Raw genomic sequence first — 23,280 nt, forward strand, 5'->3', positions numbered from 1 at the left:
CGTAAGGCTCCCTTCAGGCCGCGACGAGGTACGAGAAGACCGACTCGAGGGACTCGTCCGAGGGCGAGACCGTCAGCAGCCGGATGGAGTGCTCCCGGGCGACCCGGGGCAGCAGCTCGGTGAAGCGCGCGAAGTCGACCGCCTGGATGCGCAGAGCGCCCTCCGTCACGTCCACCTCGATACCGGCCGTCGACGGGTCGGCGATCAGCGCGGCGGCGAGGGCGCGGTCGTCGCTGGACCGGACGAGGTAGCGGTGCGGCCGGTCGGTCATCAGGCGCCGGATGCGGCGGAAGTCGCCGCTCGCGGCGTGCCGTCCGGCGACGATCACCTCGATGTGGGAGGCGAGTTGCTCGACCTCCTCCAGGATGTGCGACGAGAACAGGACCGTACGGCCCTCGGCGCCCATCCGCCGCAGCAGGTCCATCAACTGCATGCGCTGGCGCGGGTCCATGCCGTTGAACGGCTCGTCCAGCAGCAGCACGGACGGCTCGTGGACGAGGGCCGAGGCCATCTTCACGCGCTGCCGCATGCCCTTGCTGTACGTGGCGATCTTGCGGTCCTGCGCGTATTCCATCTCCACCGTGGCCAGGGCCTTCCCGGCCTCGGCCGCGCCCAGCCCGTGCAGCTCGGCGTTGGCGACGACGAACTCGCGCCCGGTGAGGAAGTCGTACATCGCCTCCCGCTCGGGCACGACGCCGATCCGGCGGTAGACCGACTCGTTGCGCCAGATCGGCTCCCCGTCGAGGGTGACGGTTCCGTTGGAGGGGGCGAGGAAGCCGCCCATCATGTTGATCAGGGTGGACTTGCCGGCGCCGTTGGGGCCGAGCAGCCCGGTCACACCGGGTCCGATGGTCATGGTGACGTCGTTGACGGCCACGACGTTGCCGAACCACCGCGAGACGTGGTCGATGTCGATGGTGGTCACAGCCCGACCTTTCGGTAGCGGCGCATCAGGACGGCGTAGGAGCCCGCGACGAGCGCGAGCACCACCAGCAGGTAGACCACGCCCTGTCCGGCGCCCGGCCCCGCCTCGGCCGGGAAGGACGAGGTGGCGCCCAGGAAGGCGGTCTGTACGCCGTCGATGAGGGTGATGGGGGAGAACAGGCCCAGCCACGGGACGGCGTCCAGCGAGTCGGTGCTCCAGGCGATGGCCTGGAGGGTGGAGACGGCGCCGTAGGAGATGGTGAGGGCGGCGATCACGGCGGCGACACCGAAGCCACGGCGCGGCGTCAGCGCGGCGAGGACCAGGCCGATTCCGCCGAAGAGGAGGGAGAGCAGAGCCACGGAGACCAGTCCCTGTGCGAAGCCCTGGGTCTGGTCGACGAAGTCCATCTTCGCCAGCAGCGACCCGATGTAGAGGATGAGCAGCGGCGACGCGGTCAGGATGAACAGGGCGGCGGCCATCGCGCCGTACTTGGCGAGGACGTAGTCGACCCGCTCGATGGGGCGGGAGAAGTACAGCGGCACGGTCTTGAACCGCAGGTCGCGCGAGACGGACTGGGGCGCCTGCGAGGCCAGGTACAGCCCGATGACGGCCTGCGTGAAGATCGCGTACCGCGTGTAGTCCAGCGGCAGGTCCTTCAGCTTGGTGGCCACGGCGACCGCCACGACGACCAGCGCGGGGATGCACATGACCGCGAACAGGATCATCGGCAGCACCTTGGACTTGGCGCTCCGGCCCAGTCCGTAGGCGCCGCGCAGCGACTGCGAGAACAGCGAGCGGCGCGCGTAGGCGCGGCCGAGGCGGGGCCCGTCGTAGTCGCGGTACCCGATGTTGTGGATCCGGGTCTCCGCGTGGGGCGTGGGCGTGCTCATCGGGTCCGCACCTCCTGCGGCTGGGCTGCGGCCGGGTCCGGCCCGGGGCGGAAGACCTCGGCGATGTGGTGGCGGCGCTGTTCCATCCGGACGAGGCCCAGTCCGAGGTCGGCGACGGTGTCGCGCACCAGGTCGTACGTCTGCTCGCCGGTCGCCTCCAGCAGCAGGACGTGGCCGGCGCCCGGCATGCCGTCCTCCACGCGTGCGTGCAGGGTGATTCCGGCGGCCGTGAGTGCCTCCCGGAGCACGGCGGTGCCGTCGGGATGCGTGTCGGTGTCGGTGACCTCGACCGCGAGGGTGGTGGTCAGCTGGGTGAAGTCGCTGGTGGAGCTGGAGCGCAGGAGCTTCCCGCCGTCGATGACGACGACGTGGTCGCAGGTGCGTTCCAGCTCGCCCAGCAGGTGGGAGGTGACCAGGACCGAGATGCCGAAGTCCGTGTACACCCGGCGGATCAGGCCCAGCATCTCGTCGCGGCCGACCGGGTCGAGACCGTTGGTCGGCTCGTCGAGCAGGACCAGCTTCGGGTCGTGCACCAGGGCCTGGGCGAGCTTGACCCGCTGCTTCATGCCGGTCGAGTAGCCGCCGATGGGCCGGTAGCGCTCCTCGTACAGGCCGACGTGGCGCAGGGTGTCGGCCGTGCGTTCCCGCGCGGCGGTGGGCGGCAGGCCGGACATGCGCGCCATGTGCACCACGAACTCGGTGGCCGAGACGTCGGGCGGCAGGCAGTCGTGCTCCGGCATGTAGCCGACCCGCTCCCGGATGGCGGGGCCGTCGGTGGCGACGTCGAGGCCGAGGACCCGGGCCCCGCCCTCGGTGGCGGGGGACAGACCCAGCAGGATCTTGATTATGGTGGACTTGCCGGCTCCGTTGGCACCCACAAGTCCGGTCACACCGGGCCCGATGTCCAGGGAGAGCCGGTCGAGAGCGGTCACCCGGGGGAACCGCTTGCTGAGGCTTTCGGTCGCGATCACAGTCACGCTTCGACGGTAGTGGCCGGGGCCACACCGGACGTCAGACCAGGCGGCTGGATTCGTGTCCCCCTCGAGGAGTACGCGGCCCTGAGGGGCCTGGCACCGGAGTCGGGGTTTTCCACAGCGGACGCCGCGCTCTTGACGCAGCCGCCGGGCATTGTCACATTCATCAGTGGCACATGGCGGACGCGGAGCGCACGCGCGGTGACACGCACGGCGACGGGCCGCGCGGCGATGTGGTGCGCGCCGGCGGGCTGCGCGGCGTCCGGCGGCCTGCCGGGGGGCCGGGCGGCGCGTTCGGCGCGGTTAGGCGCGGCGAGCGAGGGCGCCACTGGCGCGCGGTAACGGGGCACGGGTAGGGGTACGGCTGGGCGTACGCCCGGCACGGGCGGTGAGCGCAGCCGGGGCCGTGGGCGGTCGCGCCGTCCATCGGTTTCAGGGCACGGGCGTGACGTTCGGGGAGTTGCTGGTCGTCACCGACTCCAGGACCCCGGACGGAGCGCGCTCCGGCCGGACGACGATCTGCCGCACGTGCGGCGCTGGGAGGCGGTCTGATGGCGGTGGACGGGTTGCGGGGCGCGCGGGAGCGCCGAGTCCGCACCGGCGGGGTCGAGTTGTGCGTCGCCGAGCTCGGGGACGCGGGCCGGCCCACGGTCGTCCTGGTGCACGGCTACCCGGACTCCAAGGAGGTGTGGTCCGAGGTCGCGACGCGGCTCGCCGAGCACTTCCACGTGGTCCTCTACGACGTGCGCGGCCACGGCCGGTCGACGGCCCCGAAGCCGCTGCGCGGCGGGTTCACGCTGGAGAAGCTGACCGACGACTTCCTGGCGGTGGCGGACGCGGTCAGCCCGGACGAGCCGGTGCACCTGGTCGGGCACGACTGGGGGTCGGTGCAGTCGTGGGAGTTCGTCACCGTCCGGCGGACCGAGGGGCGGATCGCCTCCTTCACCTCGATGTCCGGTCCGTCCCTGGACCACTTCGGGCACTGGATCAAGCGGCGCACGCACCGGCCCACCCCGCGCCGGGTCGGCCAGTTGCTGGGCCAGGGCGCCCGGTCCTGGTACGTGTACGCGCTCCACACGCCCGTGCTGCCGGAGCTGGCCTGGCGCGGGCCGCTCGGCAAGCGGTGGCCCGGGCTCGTGCGGCGGATGGAGAAGATGCCGGACGACGGCTATCCGACCGCCTCGCTCCCGGCGGACGCGGCGCACGGGGCCTGGCTCTACCGGGACAACATCCGGGCGCGGCTGCGGCGCCCGCGCGCGGACGCGTACGCCCACGCGCCCGTGCAGCTGATCACGCCGACCGGTGACGCCTTCCTGTCGGAGCGGCTCTACGACGACCTGGGGACATGGGTCCCCCGGCTGGTGCGCCGGACGCTGCCGGCCAAGCACTGGGTGCCGCGCACCCGCCCGGACCAGATCGCCGCGTGGATCACCGAGTTCGTCCACGCGCACGAGGATCCGGACGGCGCGGGGCTGCCGGCACCGGTGGCGACCGGCCGCCGGTACGCGGACCGGTTCGGCGGGCAGCTGGTGCTGGTCACGGGGGCCGCCGGCGGTATCGGCAGGGCCACGGCGCTCGCGTTCGCCGAGGCGGGCGCGCGGGTGGTGGCGGTGGACCGGGACGCGGAGGGCGCGGCCCGGACGGCCCCGAAGGCCCGGCTGGTCGGAGCGCCGGACGCCTGGGGCGAGGTGGTCGACGTCGGCGACGAACAGGCCATGGAGAAACTCGCCGACAAGGTCGCCCGCGAGTACGGGGTGGTCGACGTCCTGGTCAACAACGCCGGGATCGGCCTGTCGGGCCCCTTTTTGGAGACGACGAGCGACGACTGGAAGAAGGTCCTCGACGTCAACCTGTGGGGCGTCATCCACGGCTGCCGGATCTTCGGCCGGCGGATGGCCGAGCGTGGGCAGGGCGGCCACATCGTCAACACGGCCTCCGCCGCCGCCTTCCAGCCGTCCCGGATGCTCCCCGCGTACAGCACCTCCAAGGCGGCGGTGCTCATGCTCAGCGAATGCCTGCGCGCGGAGCTGGCCGACCGGGGCATCGGGGTCACCGCCGTCTGCCCGGGCATCGTGAACACCGGCATCACCGCCACCGCGCGCTTCACGGGTGTGTCCGGGGACGAGGAGAAGCGCCGGCAGAAGAAGGCCGCCCGGCTGTACGGGCTGCGCGGTTATCCGCCGGAGAAGGTCGCCGACGCGATCCTGCGGGCCGTCGTGAGGAACGAGGCCGTGGTGCCGGTGACTTCGGAGGCGCATGGCGCCCGGCTGCTGTCGAGGCTGGCTCCGGGGGTCCTGCGCAGGCTGGCCCGGCTGGAGGTGAGGTGGTGACCAGGCGGTGGTCGTACGATCCCCCGCACGGCGATCCTCCGCAGGGCGGACCGGGGTAGCGGGGAGCGGGGCGGGCGGCGAGGGCAGGGGGTGGAGGAGCCGGGTGGCGAGGAGCGGGGAGTGGGCGTGGACGAGCGGGCGGCACGGACGGCGGGGGCCGAGTACCGGATCGAGGACCTGGCGCACCACAGCGGCGCCACGGTCCGGACCATCCGTGCCTACCAGGACCGTGGGCTGCTGCCGAGGCCGGAGCGGCGGGGCAGGTCGAACGTGTACGGCGACGCCCATCTGACCCGGCTGCGGCAGATCGCCGACCTGCTGGAGCGCGGCTACACCCTGGCGTCCATCAAGGAGCTGCTGGACGCCTGGGACTCCGGGCGCGGGCTGGGCGGCGTCCTCGGGCTGGTCGCCGAGGTGCACGGGCCGTGGACGGACGAGGAGGCGGCCCGGATCACGCGCGCGGAGCTGGACGCCACCTTCGGCGGTGCCCCGGACGAGCAGGCGGTGAAGGAGGCCCTGGACCTCGGCGTACTGGAGCGAATCCCGGGGCGCGACGGCGAGTTCCTGGTGCCGAGCCCGCAAGAACTGTCCGTGGCCGCCGAGTTGTACGCCGCGGGCGTGCCACTGGCGGCGATAGCCGGGCACCTGCGGGAACTTCGCGGCCAGGTGGAGCAGATCGCCGGCCGCTTCCTGGAGTTCACCACGGAGCACGTCTTCGCCCGCTACCTCGGGCACCGGCCGCCCACGGACGCGGACGCGGCGGAGGCGGCGGCCCTGGTACGGCGGCTGCGACCGCTGGCCCAGCAGGCCGTGGACGCCGAACTGGCGCGGGCCATGCGCACGTTCGCCGCCCGGCACCTCCAGCAGCACCTCGTGCCCGAGGAGCGACCGGTGAGCGAGGACGGGACGCGGCAGGTGGCATTGCCCACCGCCACGATCCGCGCCGTCCACACGCTCGTTGGCCCCCGGAACGCGTCGGCGTTCATCGCGGCGGCGGCGGAACGGGAAGTACAGGCAAGGACATTGGACGCACTTGTACCAACAGGCCCTAAATCACCTGAAGTCGACCAAACCACGCGATAACACAGGCCACTTGTCCACAGAATCGTCAAAATACCTGTGGATAACCGGAGTTGTTTGTGGATCAAACCTACGCGCCGACATTCCTGTGGTCCGGCGGCGTGACACCTGACACGCTGAGCGCCATGAACGACGACAGCGGGACGGACGAGAGGGACGGGGCGGGCGGCACACGGAGCGCGCGGATCCCGCACGGGACGGCGGACGCGGATTCCGCCGGCCGGACCGTGAAGCTGTCCAAGTACCTCGCGAAGCACCTCCGCCACCAGCCCGAGCGCATCGGGCTCGTCCTGGATCCGCACGGCTGGGCCGGGATCGACGACCTGCTGCGGGCGGCCGCCGAGCACGGCGTACGGATCAGCCGCGCCGAACTGGAACACGTGGTCGCGGTCAACGACAAGCGGCGCTTCACGATCGACGGTGACCGCATCCGCGCCAACCAGGGCCACACCGTCGAGGTCGACCTGGACCTGCCGGCCGCCGAACCGCCCGCGTACCTGTACCACGGCACCGTCGCCCGCAGCCTGCCCGCGATCCGCGCCGAGGGGCTTCGCCCCATGGCCCGGCACCACGTCCACCTGTCGCCCGACCGCGAGACCGCCACCCGGGTCGGCGCCCGGCGGGGCCGGCCCGTCGTGCTCTCGGTGGACGCCGGCGCCATGCGGCGGGACGGCCATGTCTTCCACGTGAGCGCCAACGGGGTGTGGCTCACCGCCGCCGTGCCACCCGCCTACCTCCGGTTCCCGTCGCCGGGCTGATCGCGGACACCTCGCGGAAACGGCGGGAGCCGCCGCCGACGCCGGATCGCGGCGCGACGCGGCCCCGCCCGGGCCCCGGCCGCACCAGGGTGCGCCGGGGGCTCAGCGCAGCTGGGCGAGAGCCTCCGTCGCGATCCGCTCCCAGACCGCCCGGTCGGCGGCGAACATCGTGTCCGCGATCGGCCGGTGGATCACGATCTCGGTGAAGCCGAGTGCGAAGTGGCGGCCCGCGAAGTCGACGAAGGCGTCGAAGGACTCCAGCGGCCGGTCCGGAGTGAATCCGGTCAGCAGGACCCTGTCCAGCTCCCCGCTGTCCCGCCCCGCCTCCGCGCACGCCTTGTCGAGCCTCTCCAGCTGGCCCCTCAGCGCCTCGTACGACTCCTCCGGCGTACCCGTCTCGTACAGCTTCGGGTCCCCGGTCGTCACCCACGCTTGCCCGTGCCGTGCCGCCAGCCGCATGCCCCGCGGCCCGGTGGCGGCGACGGCGAAGGGCAGCCTCGGGCGCTGTACGCACCCGGGGACGTTGCGCGCCCCGTCCGCCGAGTAGAACGCCCCCCGGTGCGTCACCGACTCCTCCGTCAGCAGCCGGTCCAGCAGCGGGACGAACTCCGCGAAGCGGTCGGCCCGCTCGCGCGGGGTCCACGCCTCATGTCCGAGCGCCGTCGCGTCGAAGCCGTTGCCACCGGCGCCGACGCCCAGCGTGATCCGGCCGCCGGAGATGTCGTCCAGCGAGATCAGCTCCTTGGCGAGCGTGACCGGATGCCGGAAGTTCGGGGAGGTCACCAGCGTGCCGAGCCGCATCCTCCCGGTGGCGGCGGCAGCCGCCGTCAGCGTCGGAATCGCGCCGAACCACGGCCCGTCCCGGAACGGCACCCGCCAGGACAGATGGTCGTAGGTGTACGCGGCGTGGAAGCCGAGCTGCTCGGCCCCCAGCCACGCCTCGCGACCGCCGTCGTGCCAGCGGGTGGTGGGGAGGATCACGGTGCTCAGACGCATGGAACGAGCCTACGACGTCCCGCCGGCGAACCCGTTCCGGCTCAGATGTGCGGCTATCCGCACGCCCGTGCACCGGCGTACGGGAGAATGGGCGCGTGACCTCAGCGACCTCTCCCCGCCCCCGGCCCACGGCACACCGACGTCCCCGGTTGATCGCCACCGACCTCGACGGAACGCTTCTGCGCGACGACAAATCGGTCTCCCACCGGACGATCACAGCGCTCGCCGCGGCCGAGGAGGCCGGCATCGAGGTCTTCTTCGTCACCGGCCGGCCCGCCCGCTGGATGGGTGTCGTCAGTGACCATGTGCACGGCCACGGCCTGGCCATCTGTGCCAACGGCGCCGCCGTCGTCGACCTGCACTCGGGCGGCAGGCTGCTGGAGGTCCGGCCGCTGGAGCGCGGCACCGCCCTCGACGTCGTGCGGACGCTGCGCCGGGAGGCACCCGGCACCGCCTTCGCGGTCGAACTGAGCACCGGCTTCCACTACGAGCCGGACTACCCGCCCTTCTGGCTCGACCCGGACGCCACCATCGCCCCCGTCGAGGAGCTCCTGCACGAGGAGGAGCCCGGCCTCGGCGCACCGATGCTCAAGCTCCTCGCCCACCACCCGGACCTGACCCCGGACGGCTTCCTCGCCCTGGCGCGTACCGCCGCCGGGGACCGGGTGAACATCACCCGCTCCAGCCCCAGCGCGCTGCTGGAGATCAGCGGACTGGGCGTGTCCAAGGCCAGCACCCTCGCGCTGTGCTGCGCCGAGCGCGGCATCTCCGCCGACGAGGTCGTGGCGTTCGGCGACATGCCGAACGACATCGAGATGCTGTCCTGGGCGGGCCGCTCGTACGCGATGGGCAACGCGCACCCCGACGTGGTCGCCGCCGCCTCCGGCCGGACGGTCGCCAACAACGACGACGGTGTCGCGCGCGTCATCGAGGACATCCTCGGCACGCCCTGAGCCCCCCGCGCACGGCCGGAGCCGCCCCCTCGCGCACGCCCTGAGCCCCCCGCGCACAACCCGCGCACGGCCTGCGCACACCGCGGGGCACGTCACCCGCGCAGCCGGACGCCGTGCTCGCCCAGCCAGCGCACCGGGTCCACCGCCGAGCCCATGTACGGAGTGAGCCGCACCTCGAAATGGAGGTGCGGCCCCGTCGAGTTCCCGGTGTTGCCCGACCGCCCGATCACCTGCCCGGCGACGACCGGCTGCCCGGCGACCACCCCGGGTGCGGCGAGGTGCGCGTACTGGGAGTACCAGCCGCCCGCGTGCCGGACCACCACCTGGATCCCGAACGCCCCGCCGCACGAGACGGAGTGCACCCGGCCCGCCCCGACCGACCGCACCGGGGTGCCGACGGCCACCGCGAAGTCCTGCCCGGTGTGCCGGTGCGCCCAGTGCGCGCCCGCCCGGTGGAACCCGGCGGACAGGGCGTACCCCTCCACCGGCGCCACCCAGCCACGCACACCGCCGAGCCGCGCGGCCTGCCGCCCGGCCTGCCGGGCGGGCCCCGGGGCCGCACCGCCACCTCCGGCACCAGGAACACCGACCGCCCCCTCGCCAAGGGGTGGCTGAAGAAGGGGCGGCCCCCCGCGCACGCCGCCCACGCCGCCCACGCCGCCCACACCGCCCACCGCACTCACGCCATCCGGCACGCCCACCGCACCGCCCCCGCCCGCGCACCGGCCCGCCGCCACCCTCTCGTCCGCCTCGGCCTGGAGCCGCCACTGGGCCCGCACCAGCCGCGCCTCGATGCCCCGCTTGATCGTGGCCAGCCGCTTCCGGCGGGCGTCCAGGTCCTGCCACGCGGCACGGGCCCGCGCCTCCGCCTCCGCCAAGCGCCGTTCCGCCTCCCGGGTGCGCTCCATCAGGCGGTTCACGGCCCGGTCCGCCTGCCGGGCGAGCCGCTCCGCCCGCATCACCTCGTCGACGTCGTCGCCCAGCAGCAACCGCGCGGTCAGGCCCGCGGACCCGCCGGCCCGGTACTGCGCCCGCGCGACCTCACCCATCCGGTCGTTCAGCACGGCCAGCTCGCGCCGCTTGAGGGCCAGCCTCCGCTGGAGCCGGCCGGCGAGGGCGCGTTGCCCGGCAGCCGCCCGCCTGCCTCTCTCGTACGTCTCGGTGGCCCGCGCCGCCTCGTCGTAGAGCCGCGCCACCTCCACGGACGCGCCGCCCGGCCCGTCGGCGGCGGTCGCCTCGGGCTGGGGGAGCAGGGCGAGCAGGACGGCCAGCGCCACGAGCACCATCCTGGGATGGTGGCGCCGGGCGCCCCCGATGTCCGGCACCCCGGGGGTGTCGTACCGCCGACCGGCCCACAGCCGTTGCCCCGAGCGGCCTACCTTCGCACCCGGAAGGGTCCCTGGAGGGGCGCCTCCCAGACGACCGTCGTACCGCCGCCGCCCTCGCCGATGCCCGGCCCGCACCGGCTCGATCCGCCCAGCGACTCGGCGCGCCGCGCGAGGTTGCGCAGGCCGCTGCGCCGCCCGCCCTCCGGGAGGCCCACGCCGTCGTCCGCGACGGTCAGCCGTACGCCGTCCGTCCCGTCCGGGAGCGTCGCCGTGGCGTCCACGAGGACCTCGATCCGCCGGGCGTGCGCGTGCCGGAAGGCGTTGGACAGCGCCTCGCGCAGCGCCGCGACCAGGTTCTTGCCGGTCACTTCGCCGACCATCGTGTCGACCGGGCCGGCGAAACGGTGCGCGGGCGTGAAGCCCAGCGGCACGGCCGCCATGGTGATCTCCCGCAGGACGCGGGTGCTCAGGTCCGACGGCCCCTCGCCGGGGCCCGGCCGGAGCGCGAAGACGGCGGTGCGGATCTCCTGGACGGTGACGTCCAGTTCGCCGACGGCCCGCTCCACGCCCTCCTGGACGCCGGGGGCGAGGTCCTGGCGCTGGGCGCTCTCCAGCATCAGCCCGGTGGCGAACAGCCGCTGGATGACCAGGTCGTGCAGGTCGCGGGCGATCCGGTCCCGGTCCTCGTACACCGCGAGGCGCTCGCGGTCGCGCTGGGCCTCCGCCATCATCAGCGCCACCGCGGCCTGGGAGGCGAACTGGGTGGCCAGCGTGCGCTCCGTCGCGCTGAACTGGCGGGCGCCGGGAGCGCGGGGGGTGGCCAGCGCGCCCAGGACGCGGCCGCCGCTGCGCAGGGGCAGCATCATGCTGGGCCCGTACCGCCGCGCCAGGCCCGTGATCATGCGCGGGTCGGTCGCCGCGTCCGCCACGAACACCGCCTCCCCGGCCAGCAGCCGTTCGACGACCGGGCTCTCGGGCGGGACGACCACGCCCAGCGCGGTCGAGGGGTCGTCGGCGGAGACGGCGACGATCTCCAGTCCCCCGCTGCCGTCGGCGGCCGGCGACAGCACGATGCCCGCGCACGCCCCGGCGAGCTTCCGGGCCTGTTCGGCCACCACCATGAGGGCCTCGTCGGCGTCGCCGCCGGACAGCAGCGCCGTGGTGACGGCCACCGAACCGTCGATCCACCGCTCGCGCCGGCGCGCCGCCTCGTACAGGCGGGCGTTGCCGATGGCGATGCCCGCCTCGGTGGCCAGCACCCGCACCGTGTGCAGGTCCTGGTCGTCGAACTCGGCCCCGCTCCGCTTCTCCGTCAGGTAGAGGTTGCCGAAGATCTCGCCCTGGACGCGGATGGGTACGCCGAGGAAGGTACGCATCGGGGGGTGGCCGGCCGGGAACCCGGCGGCGCCCGGATTCGCCGTCAGATCGGCGAGCCGCATCGCCCGGGGACGGTGGATGAGCGCGCCGAGGAGCCCGGCCTGGCCGTCGGGGCGGCGGCCGATGACGCGCGCGGTCTCGCCGGGGACCCCGTACGTCACGAAGTCCGACAGGCCCTCGCCCTCCTCGTCGACCACGCCGATGGCGGCGTACCGGGCGTCGGCGAGCGCGGCGGCGGTCTCGCAGATCCGGTCCAGGGTGGTGCGGAGCTCGAGCCCGGTGCCCACGGACCGCATGGCCTCCAGCAGTCGCGGAACCCGGTCGGTCAGCTCCGCCGACAGCCCCCGGAGGTGGTCGGGCGCCGCCCGCGCGGTCGCCGCCGTGGCGGGCTCCCGGTGATCCGGTCGCTCCTGGTGGCCCGGCCGCTCGGGCCGATCCGGTCGCTCGTGGAGCAGCTCCTCGTGCTCTCGAAGCTTTTGGTGCTCCTGGGGCTCCTGTGGCCCTTGGTGCTCCGGTCGCTCGGGCGCGGTCATGCCCCCGAGCGTAAGCAGTCCCCTTAATCCATGAAAGTCGGATGTGCGGCGCCGGGAGCCGCCGTGGCGGCGGGGGAGCGCAGCAGCCGGTCCGCCGCCCGCTCGCGCTCCAGCATGCGGCGCAGCACCCCCTCGGTCGCCGCCAGCTCGGCGAACGGCCCGCGCTGCACCGCGCGTCCGTCCTCCAGGACGACGACCTCGTCGACCGCGTCGAGGCCGTGCAGCCGGTGGGTGATCAGCACGGTCGTGCGGCCCTCGGTGGCCCGCAGCAGGTCGTCGGTGAGTGCGTCCGCCGTGACGAGGTCGAGGTGCTCGGCGGGCTCGTCCAGCACGAGGACCGGGAAGTCGGCGAGGAGGGCGCGGGCGAGGGCCAGGCGCTGCCGCTGGCCGCCGGAGAGCCGGGCGCCGTGTTCGCCCACGAGGGTGTCCAGGCCCTCGGGAAGGCCGTCCACCCAGTCCAGCAGCCGGGCCCGGTCCAGCGCCGCGCGCAGGTCGCCGTCGCTCGCGTCCGTCCTGGCCAGCCGCAGGTTCTCCCGGACGGAGCTGTCGAAGGTGTGCGCGTCCTGGGCGCACAGCCCGACCAGGCGCCGCACGTCGTCGCCGTCGAGGGTGGCCGCGTCGGTGCCGCCGATCCGGTACGTCCCTTCCCGGGCGTCCAGGAACCGCAGCAGCACCTGGGCGAGCGTCGTCTTGCCGGAGCCGGACGCCCCGACGACGGCGACCCGCCGGCCGGGCTCCAGGCGCAGGTCGAACTCCGCGAGGGCGTCCCGTTCCTGGCCCGCGTACCGGGCGGTGAGGCCGCGCAGCTCCAGCGGGAACGGGCCGTCCGGCGCCGGCCGGGGCTCGCTCGGTTCGTGTACGGGCAGGGGCGCGTCGAGCACCTCGTACACCCGCTCCGCGCTCCGCTTGACGCGCTGGCGGTACTGCACGGCCAGGGGCAGAGCGGTGACCGCCTCGAACGCGGCGAGCGGCGTCAGGACGACCACGGCCAGCGCCACGCCGTCGAGCCGCCCCTCCCGTACCGCCTGGACGCCCACGAGGGCGGCCGCCGCCACGGTGAGCCCGGTGACCAGGGTGGAGAGCCCGCCGCCCAGGGCGGTGGCGGTGGCCTGGCGGGTGGCGATCCGGGTCAGCGCGCCGTCCGCCTCGCGCGCCCGGGCGATCCGCCCGGGGAGGGCGCCCGCCACCGTCAGCTCGGCGCAACCGCGCAGCAGGTCGACGATCCGGCCGGCGAGCGCGCCGCGCGCAGGGGCGAGCCGCCGCTCGGCGCGCCGCGCCACGGCGCCGCTCACCAGCGGCACGGCCACGCCTGCGACGAGGAGCCCGGCCGCCAGGACGGCCCCGGCCTGCGGCAGCAGCCAGGCGGTGAACCCCACGGCCCCCGCGCCGACCACGGCGGCGCTCCCGGCCGGCAGCAGCCACCGCAGCCAGTAGTCCTGCAGGGCGTCCACGTCCGAGACCAGCCGCGACAGCAGGTCGCCCCGGCGCACCGTGCGCAGCCCGGCCGGCGCGATGCGCTCCAGCCCGCGGTAGACGGCGACCCGCAGGTCGGCCAGCATCCGCAGCACGGTGTCGTGCGACACGAGCCGCTCGGCGTACCGGAACACGGCCCTGCCGATGCCGAACGCCCGGGTCGCCGTCACGGCCACCATCAGGTGCAGCACCGGCGGCTGTTCGGAGGCCCGCGAGATCAGCCACCCGGACACGGCCATGAGCCCCACGGCCGAGCCCAGCGCCAGGCTGCCCAGCACCAGCGCCAGACCGAGCCGGCCGCGCAGTTCCCCGGCCGTCGCGCGCACCCGCGCCAGCACCCCGCCACCGCGCACGGCGGTCCCGGCGGCCCCGGCGGCCTCAACGGCGTCCTGGCGCCCGCCCACGAGCCCGAACGCCGCGTCCAGCGCGTCCAGACCGCGCGGCGCGCCCGTCCCGCCGGTCACCGTCCCGCCACCGGCGGGCTCCCCGAGCGTGACGACCCGGTCCGCCACCGCCAGGAGCGCCGGGCGGTGGACGACCAGGAGCACCGTCCGCCCGGCGGCGAGGCGGCGCACCGCGTCCACCACGGCGCCCTCGGTCGCGCCGTCCAGCGCGGCGGTCGGTTCGTCCAGCAGCAGCAGCGGCCGGTCGGCCAGGAAGGCCCGCGCCAGGGCGAGGCGCTGGCGCTGACCCGCCGACAGACCCGCGCCGTCCTCGCCGAGCACCGTCCCGGCGCCCGCCGGCAGCGCGTCCACGAACCCGGCCGCGCCCGCGTCCCGCAGCGCCCGCGCCACGGCGTCGTCGTCGGCGTCGGGCCGGGCGAGGCGCACGTTCTCCGCGATGGTCCCGGCGAACAGGTACGGCCGCTGGGGCACCCACGCGATCCGCTCCCGCCACCGCTCCGGGTCCAGCGACCGCAGATCGGTGCCCCCGACGCGGACCGCGCCCCCGTCGTCCGAGGGGTCCGCGAACCCCAGCACCACGTCCAGCAGCGTCGACTTGCCGACGCCGCTCGGCCCGACCAGTGCGACCGTCTCGCCCGGCTCCACGACCAGCGAGGCATGGGCGAGCGACGGTGCGGCCCGGCCCGCGTGCCGCACGGTCACGTCGTCCAGTTCGAGCCGTACGGAGGCCGGCACCTCCGCGCCCCCGGCCGCCCGGACGGGCGTCTCCAGGACGGCGAAGATCTCCTCCGCGGCCGACAGCCCCTCCGCCGCCGCGTGGTACTGGGCGCCGACCTGCCGGAGCGGCAGGTACGCCTCGGGCGCCAGGATCAGGATGACCAGTCCGGTGTACAGGTCCAGGTCACCGTGCACCAGCCGCATGCCGACACCGACCGCGACCAGCGCCACCGACAGCGTGGAGAGCAGTTCCAGCGCGAACGACGACAGGAAGGCGATCCGCAGCGTCCGCAGCGTGGCCTGACGGTACTCGGACGTGATCGCCCGGATCGACCGCGCCTGCGCCTTGGCCCGGCCGAACACCTTCAGCGTCGGCAGTCCCGCCACCACGTCGAGGAAGTGGCCGGACAGCCGGGACAGCAGCTTCCACTGCCGGTCCATCCGGGCCTGCGTGGCCCACCCGATGAGGATCATGAAGATGGGGATGAGCGGCAGGGTGCCGACGATGATCGCCGCCGACACCCAGTCCTCGGTGACGATCCGCGCAAGGACCGCCACCGGCACCACCACCGCCAGTCCGAGCTGCGGCAGGTAGCGCGAGAAGTAGTCGTCGAGCGCGTCCACCCCCCGGGTGGCCAGCGCCACCAACGAACCGACCCGCTGCCCGCTCAGCCAGCCCGGCCCGAGCGCGGCCGCCCGCTCCAGCAGCCGGCCGCGCAACTCCGACTTGACCGCGGCACTCGCGCGATGGGCGGCCAGCTCGGTCAGCCAGGTGACGACGCCCCGCCCGACCGCGACCACGGCCAGCAGCACCAGCGGCGTCCCCAGGTCCCCGGCGTCCAGCCCCCGCCGGAACGCGCCCGCCACCACCTCGGCGATGAGCATGGCCTGGGCGACGACCAGCGCCGCCCCGGTCACACCCAGGCCCACCACGGCCGCCAGGAACAGACGGGTGGCCCGGGCGTGGTGGAGCAGACGCGGGTCGATCGGTTTCACGTGAAACATCCCCTACCGGTGCGCTAGTGGGCGTCGGCGATGTGCTGCGTGCCGATGCGCTTGCGGAAGACCCAGTACGTCCAGCCCTGGTACAGCATCACCAGCGGGGCGGCGATCGCCGCACACCACGTCATGATCCTCAGGGTGTACGGGCTGGACGCCGAGTTGGCGACGGTCAGGCTCCACTCCGGTGCCAGCGAGGACGGCATGACGTTGGGGAAGAGCGTCAGGAACAGCATCGCCACCGCGGCCGCGATCGTGACACCGGAGAGCGCGAACGACCACCCCTCGCGTCCCGTCTTGATCGCGCCGACCGCCCCGACCAGCGCCACGGCGGCGACCGCCATGGCGACGAGGCTCGTCCCGTCACCCCGGGACACCTGGAGCCACCCGAGGAAGCCGAGGGACAGCACCACGGTGACCGCCCCCAGCGCCAGCGCCAGCTTCCGCGCCCGCACCCGGATGTCCCCGACCGTCTTCAGCGCGGTGAACACCGTGCCGTGGAAGGTGAACAGCGTCAGCGTCACCAGCCCGCCCAGCAGCGCGAAGGGGTTGAGCAGGTCGGCCACCGTGCCGACGTACTCCTTGGTCGCGTCGATCTTCACGCCCCGCACGATGTTGCCGAAGGCGACGCCCCACAGGAACGCGGGGATCAGCGACGTCCAGAAGATGGCCTGCTCCCAGTTGTGCTGCCACTTCTCCTCCGGGCGCTTGGCCCGGTACTCGAAGGCGACACCCCGCACGATCAGACAGACCAGGATGACCAGCAGCGGCAGGTAGAAGCCCGAGAAGAGGGTGGCGTACCAGTCGGGGAAGGCGGCGAACGTGGCGCCACCGGCCGTGAGCAGCCACACCTCGTTGCCGTCCCAGACGGGTCCGATGGTGTTGATCAGCACCCGCTTCTCGATCCGGTTGCGGGCGAGCAGCTTGGTCAGGACGCCGACGCCGAAGTCGAAGCCCTCCAGGAAGAAGTACCCGGTCCACAGGACCGCGATGACGACGAACCATATGTCGTGAAGTTCCATGCCTCAGCTCCAGTCCTCAGTACGAAAAGGCCATCGGCCGGTCGACTTCACGCCCGGGGTTCTCCGGGTCCCGGTCGTGGCCGCCGATCCTGGTGGGCGGGTTGAGGTCGGACTCGCTCAGCTCGGGCGGGCCGGCCTTCACGTACTTCACGAGCAGCCGGACCTCGATCACGGCGAGCACCGCGTAGAGAGCGGTGAAGACCACCATCGAGGTGATCACCTCGGCCTGCGAGACACCGGGCGAGACGGCGTCACGGGTGCGCAGCACGCCGTACACCACCCAGGGCTGGCGGCCCATCTCGGTGAAGATCCAGCCCCAGGAGTTGGCGATGAGCGGGAAGGCCAGGGTCCACAGGGCGACCAGCCAGTAGAGCCGGGTGAGCTTCGGGCTGAGGGGTGTGCGGAACAGCACCAGGTGGGGCACCTCGTCCCGCGCCACCCGCAGCCGTTCGGGCAGCAGGAACCGCTTGCGGGTCAGCCACAGGCCGAGCAGGCCGAGAGAGAAGGACGCCATGCCGAAGCCGATCATCCACCGGAAACCCCAGTAGGCGACGGGGATGTTGGGCCGGTAGTCACCGGGGCCGTACTTCTCCTGGAGGGCCTTGTTGGTGTCGTTGATGCCGGGGACGTACGACTCGAAGTCGCTGTGGGCGAGGAAGGACAGCAGCCCGGGGATCTCCACCGCGACCTTGTTGTGGCCCTTGTCCACGTCACCCACGGCGAAGACCGAGAACGGCGCCGGCTTCTCCCCCTCCCACAGCGCCTCGGCGGCGGCCATCTTCATCGGCTGCTGTTCGTACATGACCTTGCCGAGGAAGTCACCGCTGATGGCGGTGAACATGCCACCGATCACCACGGTGACCAGACCCAGCCGCAGCGAGGTCTTCATGACCGGGATGTGCTTCCTGCGCGCCAGGTGGAAGGCGGCGATGCCGACCATGAACGCGCCACCCGTCAGGAAGGCCGCCGACATGGTGTGGAAGACCTGCGTCAGGGTCGTGTTCTGCGTGAGCACGAGCCAGAAGTCGGTGAGCTCGGCACGGCCGGTCTTCTCGTTGATCCTGTAGCCGACCGGGTGCTGCATCCAGGAGTTCGCCGCCAGGATGAAGTACGCGGAGAGGATGGTGCCGATCGACACCATCCATATGCAGGCCAGGTGGATCCTCTTCGGCAGCTTGTCCCAGCCGAAGATCCACAGCCCGATGAACGTCGACTCGAAGAAGAACGCGATCAGTGCCTCGAAGGCGAGGGGCGCCCCGAAGACGTCCCCGACGAAGCGCGAGTAGTCGGACCAGTTCATACCGAACTGGAACTCCTGCACGATGCCGGTGACCACGCCCATCGCGATGTTGATGAGGAACAACTTCCCCCAGAACTTCGTCGCCCTGAGGTACTTCTCCTTCTCGGTCCGCACCCATGCCGTCTGGAGACCGGCGGTGAGTGCGGCGAGGGAGATCGTCAGGGGGACGAAGAGGAAGTGGTAGACGGTGGTGATACCGAACTGCCACCTCGCCAGCGTCTCTGGCGCCAGAGCCAGGTCCACGTCAGCTTCTCCTTACGGCCTACGTCCTGCGGTCCGGACGTCCTTGCGTCGCCCCGCCGATTCCGGTGGATCTTGGGAGGAACCAGGCGCGCTTGTGAATGCGTTCACAATCACAAGCTATTATGACTCAAACGAAATCCGAAGCCGAAGCCGGGGGTGCCCTTCCCGAAAACTTCAACATCTTGTTGAATTTTCGCCATGCAGATACGTATCTCCTGGCCCGCCGGCCAGGTCACCGCCACGCTTGACGAAACGCCCACGGCCAAGGCGCTCGCAGCGGTCCTCCCGATCACCTCGACCGCCCGCACCTGGGGCGAGGAGGTCTACTTCGAGACCCCGGCCTCCCCGGCCCTGGAGGCCGGCGCCCGGCAGGTGGTCGAGCCCGGCACGGTCGCCTTCTGGACCGAGGGCGACGCCCTGGCCCTCCCCTACGGCCCCACACCGATCTCGCGCGGGGAAGAGTCCCGGCTGGCGAGCCCGTGCAACGTGCTCGGCCGGATCGACGGCGACCCCCGCGCCCTCGCCACGGTCCGCCCGGGCGACCCCATCCGCGTCGAACCGGCGTCGTGATCCCGCCCGAGGTCGGCACCGGCGCCCGGACGGAATCCGGGTCCGCCCCCGCGCAGGCGTAGGCACGGACGTACGGAACACCGCTGCCGGGCCGCCTCGCCGCCGGAACGCGTCACCGCCGGAACGGTGTACGCCTCCCGCCGCCCCCGCCCCGCGCGGAAGAGGTCAAGGGCGGGCCCGAGACCCCGCGGGCCCGGCCCCCGACGCCGACGCGCGGCCGGCCGCACGTCACCGGCACCGGCACCGGCACCGGTGGCGAGGGCGACGGCGACGGCGGCGGCGGCGGACCGGGAATCCGGTCCCGGGCGGCCTGTCCGTCCATGCGCCCGCCACGCGCCGCCGGACCGCCCGACCGCCCAGGCCCGGGACCTCACCCCGGGCCCCGCGGACCGGCCGCCTAGTACCGCTCCTTGCGGAAGGCCTCCGCCGCGCGCAGGAAGATGTCGTTCGCCTCGGTCTCGCCGATGGTGACCCGGACGCCCTCCCCCGGGAACGCCCGCACGACCACGCCTGCCTGCTCACACGCCGCCGCGAAGTCCACGGTGAGCTCGCCCAGCCGGAGCCAGACGAAGTTGGCCTGCGTCTCCGGGACCGTCCAGCCCTGGCCGACGAGCCCCTCGGAGACCCGCTGCCGCTCGCACACCAGGGAGCCCACCCGCCCCAGCAGCTCGTCCTCCGCGCGCAGGGAGGCCACGGCCGCGTCCTGCGCGAGCTGGCTGACGCCGAACGGAACCGCGGTCTTGCGCAGCGCGGCGGCCACCGGCTCGTGCGCGACCGCGAAGCCGACGCGCAGCCCGGCGAGGCCGTACGCCTTGGAGAACGTGCGCAGCACGGCCACGTTGGGGCGCTCGCGGTAGATCTCCACGCCGTCCGGCACCTCGACGTCCCGGATGAACTCGCGGTACGCCTCGTCCAGCACGACCAGCACGTCGGACGGCACCCGGTCCAGGAAGCGCTCCAGCTCGGCCCGGCGCACCACGGTGCCGGTCGGGTTGTTCGGGTTGCAGACGAAGATCAGCCGCGTGCGGTCGGTGATCGCGTCGGCCATCGCGTCCAGGTCGTGCACATCACCGGGGGTCAGCGGCACCTGCACCGGCGTCGCACCGCTGACCTGCGTGATGATCGGGTACGCCTCGAAGGAGCGCCAGGCGTAGATCACCTCGTCGCCCGGGCCGGAGGTGGCCTGCACCAGCTGCTGGGCCACGCCCACCGAGCCCGTGCCGGTGGCCAGGTGCGAGACCGGCACCCCGAACCGCTCGGCGAGCTCGTTCATCAGCCCCGTACAGGCCATGTCCGGGTACCGGTTGAACGCCGCGGCCGCGGCCAGCGCGCTCTCCATGACCCCCGGCAGCGGCGGGTACGGGTTCTCGTTGGAGGACAGCTTGTACGCGACCGGCCCCTCGGCCGCGGCGGGCTTGCCCGGCTTGTAGGTGGGGATGCCGCCCAGCACGGCGCGCAGCTTCGGGCTCGTCTCGCTCACTCTGGTCCTCCTCGACCGTACGTACCACCAATACTGCTCACCATATGAGGATTCCGGCCCGCTGCGAATGGCCGATTTTCCAGCCGCCCTCACCGGGCGTCCCGGAGGGGCGCCGACGGCCTCCTGACGGGGCTCCGCGCACGCCGTCCGTGCCGGCGCGCACCCGCGCCCCCGGCGCGACGGCCTGGGGGAGCGCTCCCCCGGGTGGCGTGCGCCCATGGCTCGCGCCGTGGCGCGCGTCCCCCGTAGAGGTGAGTTGAGACCTCGTCGAAACCTCGTCCATTTGGCAGGCTCACGCACGCCGACAACTCGCGGCAGCAAGCAAAACGCCTTAACTGCCTTGCTTTCCATGGCCATTGCGGGGTGGCGACCGTGCAGAAACGTGCCTGTCAACAAGTGAATATGCGAACGGCCCAACCGCCCGACATCGCCCTACTATCGGCTCGCCATGACAGCAGCAGGGAAGCACCAGGTGAGCCGGGCACAGACCCGGGGAAGCCGGCAAGGGCGAGCGGGCATCCGGGACGTGGCCGCCGCAGCCGGGGTCTCCATCACGACTGTCTCCGACGCGCTCAACGGCAAGGGCCGGCTCCCGGACGCCACCCGCCGCCATGTCCGCGAGGTCGCCGACCGGCTGGGCTATCGCCCGTCCGCAGCGGCCCGCACGCTCCGTACCGGCAAGTCCGGCCTCATCGGCCTGACCGTGACGACCTACGGGGATGAACCTTTCACCTTCACCGAGTTCGCGTACTTCGCCGAGATGGCCAGGGCCGCCACCTCCGCCGCGCTCGCGCGCGGCTACGCCCTGGTCATCCTGCCCGCCACCTCCCGCCATGACGTCTGGTCGAACGTCGCCCTCGACGGCACCGTCGTCATCGACCCGTCCGACCACGACCCCGTCGTCACCGAGCTCGTCCGCCAGGGCCTGCCCGTGGTCTCCGACGGCCGCCCGGCCGGCACCCTCCCGGTCACCGCCTGGGTGGACAACGACCACGAGGCCGCCGTCCTCGACCTCCTCGACCACCTCGCCGCCGCCGGCGCCCGCCGGATCGGCCTGCTCACCGGCACCACCACCGACACGTACACCCGTCTGTCCACCACCGCGTACCTCAGCTGGTGCGAGCGGGTCGGTCAGGACCCGGTCTACGAGGCCTATCCGGCCCACGACCCCTGCGCCGGCGCGGTCGCCGCCGACCGGCTGCTGGCCCGCCCCGACCGCCCCGACGCGGTGTACGGGCTCTTCGACCCCAACGGCACCGATCTGCTGGCGGCGGCCCGGCGCTACGGCCTGCGCGTACCGGACGACCTGCTGCTGGTCTGCTGCAGCGAGTCGACCGTCTACGCCGCCACCGAGCCACCCATCACCACGCTCTCGCTCAAGCCCCGCCGGATCGGCACCGCGGTCGTCCAACTGCTCATCGACGCCATCGAGGGCATCGACACCGATCGGCCCGTCGAGCAGGTGATACCGACCGAGTTGATCGTCCGGACATCGTCCCAGCGGCGGCCCCCGCGGACGACCGTCAGCCCCCCGCGGTCCCCCTCCCAGGAGTGACCGACACGTGGCGCCCGTCGACGACGGGCGCCGCGACGCGGTCAACACCAAGGGCATACTGCCGCAATTGGGGAAGAATCGACCGGAGAACCCGGGGCGCACCCGGATTCACCACCCCTGGTGCGTCACACAGCACAAGGCTCATTCCTATGATGGGCGGACGACACCGCGGACCGCCCCGACCAGGCCGGTCCGCCAGGTGTAGGGCGTCGCGACGGTGGTGGAGGGGTCGATGACTCAGGGGGCCGGTCAAGGACCCGTGGTGCGGACGGCGACGTTGCGCGACTTCCGCGTACCGCCGTACGCCCAGGTGCCCGTGCAGGCTCAGTCGGCTCATGCCGCTCACCCGGGCAACGCGTTCCCCGAGGGTGAGCTGCCCGAGGGGTACACGCCGACCGAGCGCGACCTGCCGGTGATCAATCGCGGCGACACCGTCCAGGTGACCGTCGCCCCCGACCAGGTGCCCGCCCAGGCACCGGCGGCGGCACCCGCGCCCGAGGGCGGGCCTGGTCCCCTGTACGTGGTGGGCGACGTCCACGGCTACCTCGACGAGCTGCTCGCGGCCCTGCACCAGCAGGGCCTCATCGACTCCGAGGGACGCTGGGCGGCGGGCAACGCCCGGCTGTGGTTCCTCGGCGACTTCACCGACCGCGGCCCCGACGGCATCGGCGTGATCGACCTGGTCATGCGCCTCTCCGCCGAGGCGGCCGCCGCGGGCGGCTACTGCAAGGCGCTGATGGGCAATCACGAGCTGCTGCTGATCGGTGCCAAGCGGTTCGCGGACACCCCCGTCAACTCGGGCGCCGGCACGGCCACCTTCCAGGCGGCCTGGCTGCTCAACGGCGGCCAGAAGAGCGACATGGACCGCCTCCAGGACGTCCACCTGCAGTGGATGTCCCGGCTGGACGCCGTGGTGGAGGAGGACGGGCACCTGCTGGTGCACTCCGACACCACCGCCTACCTGGAGTACGGATCCACCATCGAGGACGTCAACGACACCGTCCACGAGATCCTCACCCGCAACGACGCCGACGAGTGCTGGGACCTGTTCCGCAAGCTCACCAAGCGCTTCGCCTTCCGGGACGAGTCCGGGTCCACGGCCGTGCAGGAGCTGCTCGCCGCCTACGGCGGCGAGCGCATCGTCCACGGCCACAGCCCGATTCCGTATCTGCTGGGCGAAGTGGGGTCCGAGGACGGCGAGGACGGCGGCGGCCCGACCGTCGAAGGACCACACGTATACGCGGACGGTCTGGCGATCGCCATGGACGGCGGTGTGACGATGGCCGGAAAGCTGCTGGTCGTACAGCTCCCCTTGCCCAACTGAGGCATAACGCAGCGCAGTCGGACCAGGCGATTTCAGGAATTCCCCTGTC

Annotated in this window: 17 protein-coding genes; 7 read left to right on the top strand and 10 right to left on the bottom strand. The window is 73.0% G+C overall.

Annotated features, from left to right (window positions below; genetic code table 11):
* Window positions 1–13: 13 nt before the first annotated feature.
* The 3 genes from IE109_RS06040 to IE109_RS06050 are packed head-to-tail and all read right to left on the bottom strand — an operon-like array spanning window position 14 to window position 2,786.
* Entirely contained in the window at window positions 14–925 is a 912-nt protein-coding gene (locus IE109_RS06040) for an ABC transporter ATP-binding protein (protein ID WP_189549704.1), read from the bottom strand.
* Window positions 922–1,815 (bottom strand): ABC transporter permease, encoded by an 894-nt coding sequence (locus tag IE109_RS06045; RefSeq protein WP_189549705.1) that lies wholly within the window; start codon window positions 1,813–1,815, stop codon window positions 922–924. Before IE109_RS06045 ends, IE109_RS06040 begins: the two co-directional genes overlap by 4 nt.
* A complete protein-coding gene (locus IE109_RS06050; RefSeq protein ID WP_189550094.1) occupies window positions 1,812–2,786 on the bottom strand; it encodes an ABC transporter ATP-binding protein in 975 nt (324 codons plus the stop codon). Before IE109_RS06050 ends, IE109_RS06045 begins: the two co-directional genes overlap by 4 nt.
* A 554-nt stretch (window positions 2,787–3,340) precedes the next feature.
* On the opposite strand from IE109_RS06050, the gene IE109_RS06055 reads away from it, so the two are divergent.
* From IE109_RS06055 to IE109_RS06065, 3 genes are all read left to right on the top strand, one after another.
* The gene (locus IE109_RS06055) at window positions 3,341–5,119 is read left to right on the top strand and encodes an SDR family oxidoreductase (RefSeq protein ID WP_189549706.1); all 1,779 of its coding nucleotides are present in this window, start codon (window positions 3,341–3,343) and stop codon (window positions 5,117–5,119) included.
* A 126-nt stretch (window positions 5,120–5,245) separates the two neighbouring features.
* The gene (locus IE109_RS06060; RefSeq protein WP_189550095.1) at window positions 5,246–6,202 is read left to right on the top strand and encodes a MerR family transcriptional regulator; all 957 of its coding nucleotides are present in this window, start codon (window positions 5,246–5,248) and stop codon (window positions 6,200–6,202) included.
* Between the two features lie 122 nt (window positions 6,203–6,324).
* Window positions 6,325–6,957, top strand: a complete 633-nt coding sequence (locus tag IE109_RS06065; RefSeq protein ID WP_189549707.1) for an RNA 2'-phosphotransferase — start codon at window positions 6,325–6,327, stop codon at window positions 6,955–6,957.
* Between the two features lie 102 nt (window positions 6,958–7,059).
* Here the strand turns inward: IE109_RS06065 and IE109_RS06070 are convergent, their stop codons facing one another.
* Window positions 7,060–7,953 (bottom strand): LLM class flavin-dependent oxidoreductase, encoded by an 894-nt coding sequence (locus IE109_RS06070; RefSeq protein WP_189549708.1) that lies wholly within the window; start codon window positions 7,951–7,953, stop codon window positions 7,060–7,062.
* A 95-nt stretch (window positions 7,954–8,048) separates the two neighbouring features.
* On the opposite strand from IE109_RS06070, the gene IE109_RS06075 reads away from it, so the two are divergent.
* Entirely contained in the window at window positions 8,049–8,906 is an 858-nt protein-coding gene (locus IE109_RS06075; RefSeq protein WP_189549709.1) for a Cof-type HAD-IIB family hydrolase, read from the top strand.
* A 92-nt stretch (window positions 8,907–8,998) separates the two neighbouring features.
* On the opposite strand, the gene IE109_RS06080 is transcribed toward IE109_RS06075, so the two are convergent.
* From IE109_RS06080 to IE109_RS06100, 5 genes are all read right to left on the bottom strand, one after another.
* The gene (locus tag IE109_RS06080) at window positions 8,999–10,192 is read right to left on the bottom strand and encodes a M23 family metallopeptidase (protein WP_189549710.1); all 1,194 of its coding nucleotides are present in this window, start codon (window positions 10,190–10,192) and stop codon (window positions 8,999–9,001) included.
* 89 nt (window positions 10,193–10,281) lie between these two features.
* Window positions 10,282–12,144, bottom strand: coding sequence for a sensor histidine kinase (locus IE109_RS06085; RefSeq protein WP_189549711.1), 1,863 nt, complete (start codon window positions 12,142–12,144; stop codon window positions 10,282–10,284).
* Window positions 12,145–12,167: 23 nt separating this feature from the next.
* On the bottom strand, window positions 12,168–15,734 hold the full coding sequence (gene cydD, locus IE109_RS06090) for a thiol reductant ABC exporter subunit CydD (RefSeq protein WP_189549712.1): 3,567 nt from the start codon (window positions 15,732–15,734) through the stop codon (window positions 12,168–12,170).
* Window positions 15,735–15,757: 23 nt separating this feature from the next.
* Window positions 15,758–16,759 (bottom strand): cytochrome d ubiquinol oxidase subunit II, encoded by a 1,002-nt coding sequence (gene cydB, locus IE109_RS06095; RefSeq protein ID WP_189549713.1) that lies wholly within the window; start codon window positions 16,757–16,759, stop codon window positions 15,758–15,760.
* Window positions 16,760–16,775: 16 nt separating this feature from the next.
* Window positions 16,776–18,302 (bottom strand): cytochrome ubiquinol oxidase subunit I, encoded by a 1,527-nt coding sequence (locus tag IE109_RS06100; protein WP_189549714.1) that lies wholly within the window; start codon window positions 18,300–18,302, stop codon window positions 16,776–16,778.
* A gap of 198 nt (window positions 18,303–18,500) precedes the next feature.
* On the opposite strand from IE109_RS06100, the gene IE109_RS06105 reads away from it, so the two are divergent.
* The gene (locus IE109_RS06105) at window positions 18,501–18,872 is read left to right on the top strand and encodes a cyclophilin-like fold protein (RefSeq protein ID WP_189549715.1); all 372 of its coding nucleotides are present in this window, start codon (window positions 18,501–18,503) and stop codon (window positions 18,870–18,872) included.
* Window positions 18,873–19,269: 397 nt separating this feature from the next.
* On the opposite strand, the gene hisC is transcribed toward IE109_RS06105, so the two are convergent.
* Entirely contained in the window at window positions 19,270–20,352 is a 1,083-nt protein-coding gene (hisC, locus tag IE109_RS06110) for a histidinol-phosphate transaminase (RefSeq protein ID WP_189549716.1), read from the bottom strand.
* Window positions 20,353–20,800: 448 nt separating this feature from the next.
* Between hisC and IE109_RS06115 the strand changes: the two genes are divergently transcribed.
* Both IE109_RS06115 and IE109_RS06120 read left to right on the top strand, forming a co-directional pair.
* On the top strand, window positions 20,801–21,907 hold the full coding sequence (locus IE109_RS06115) for a LacI family DNA-binding transcriptional regulator (protein ID WP_189549717.1): 1,107 nt from the start codon (window positions 20,801–20,803) through the stop codon (window positions 21,905–21,907).
* Window positions 21,908–22,139: 232 nt separating this feature from the next.
* Window positions 22,140–23,231 (top strand): metallophosphoesterase, encoded by a 1,092-nt coding sequence (locus IE109_RS06120; RefSeq protein ID WP_189549718.1) that lies wholly within the window; start codon window positions 22,140–22,142, stop codon window positions 23,229–23,231.
* The last annotated feature ends 49 nt before the right edge of the window (window positions 23,232–23,280 follow it).

This window comes from Streptomyces lavendofoliae, assembly GCF_014649735.1.
Lineage (GTDB): Bacteria > Actinomycetota > Actinomycetes > Streptomycetales > Streptomycetaceae > Streptomyces > Streptomyces lavendofoliae.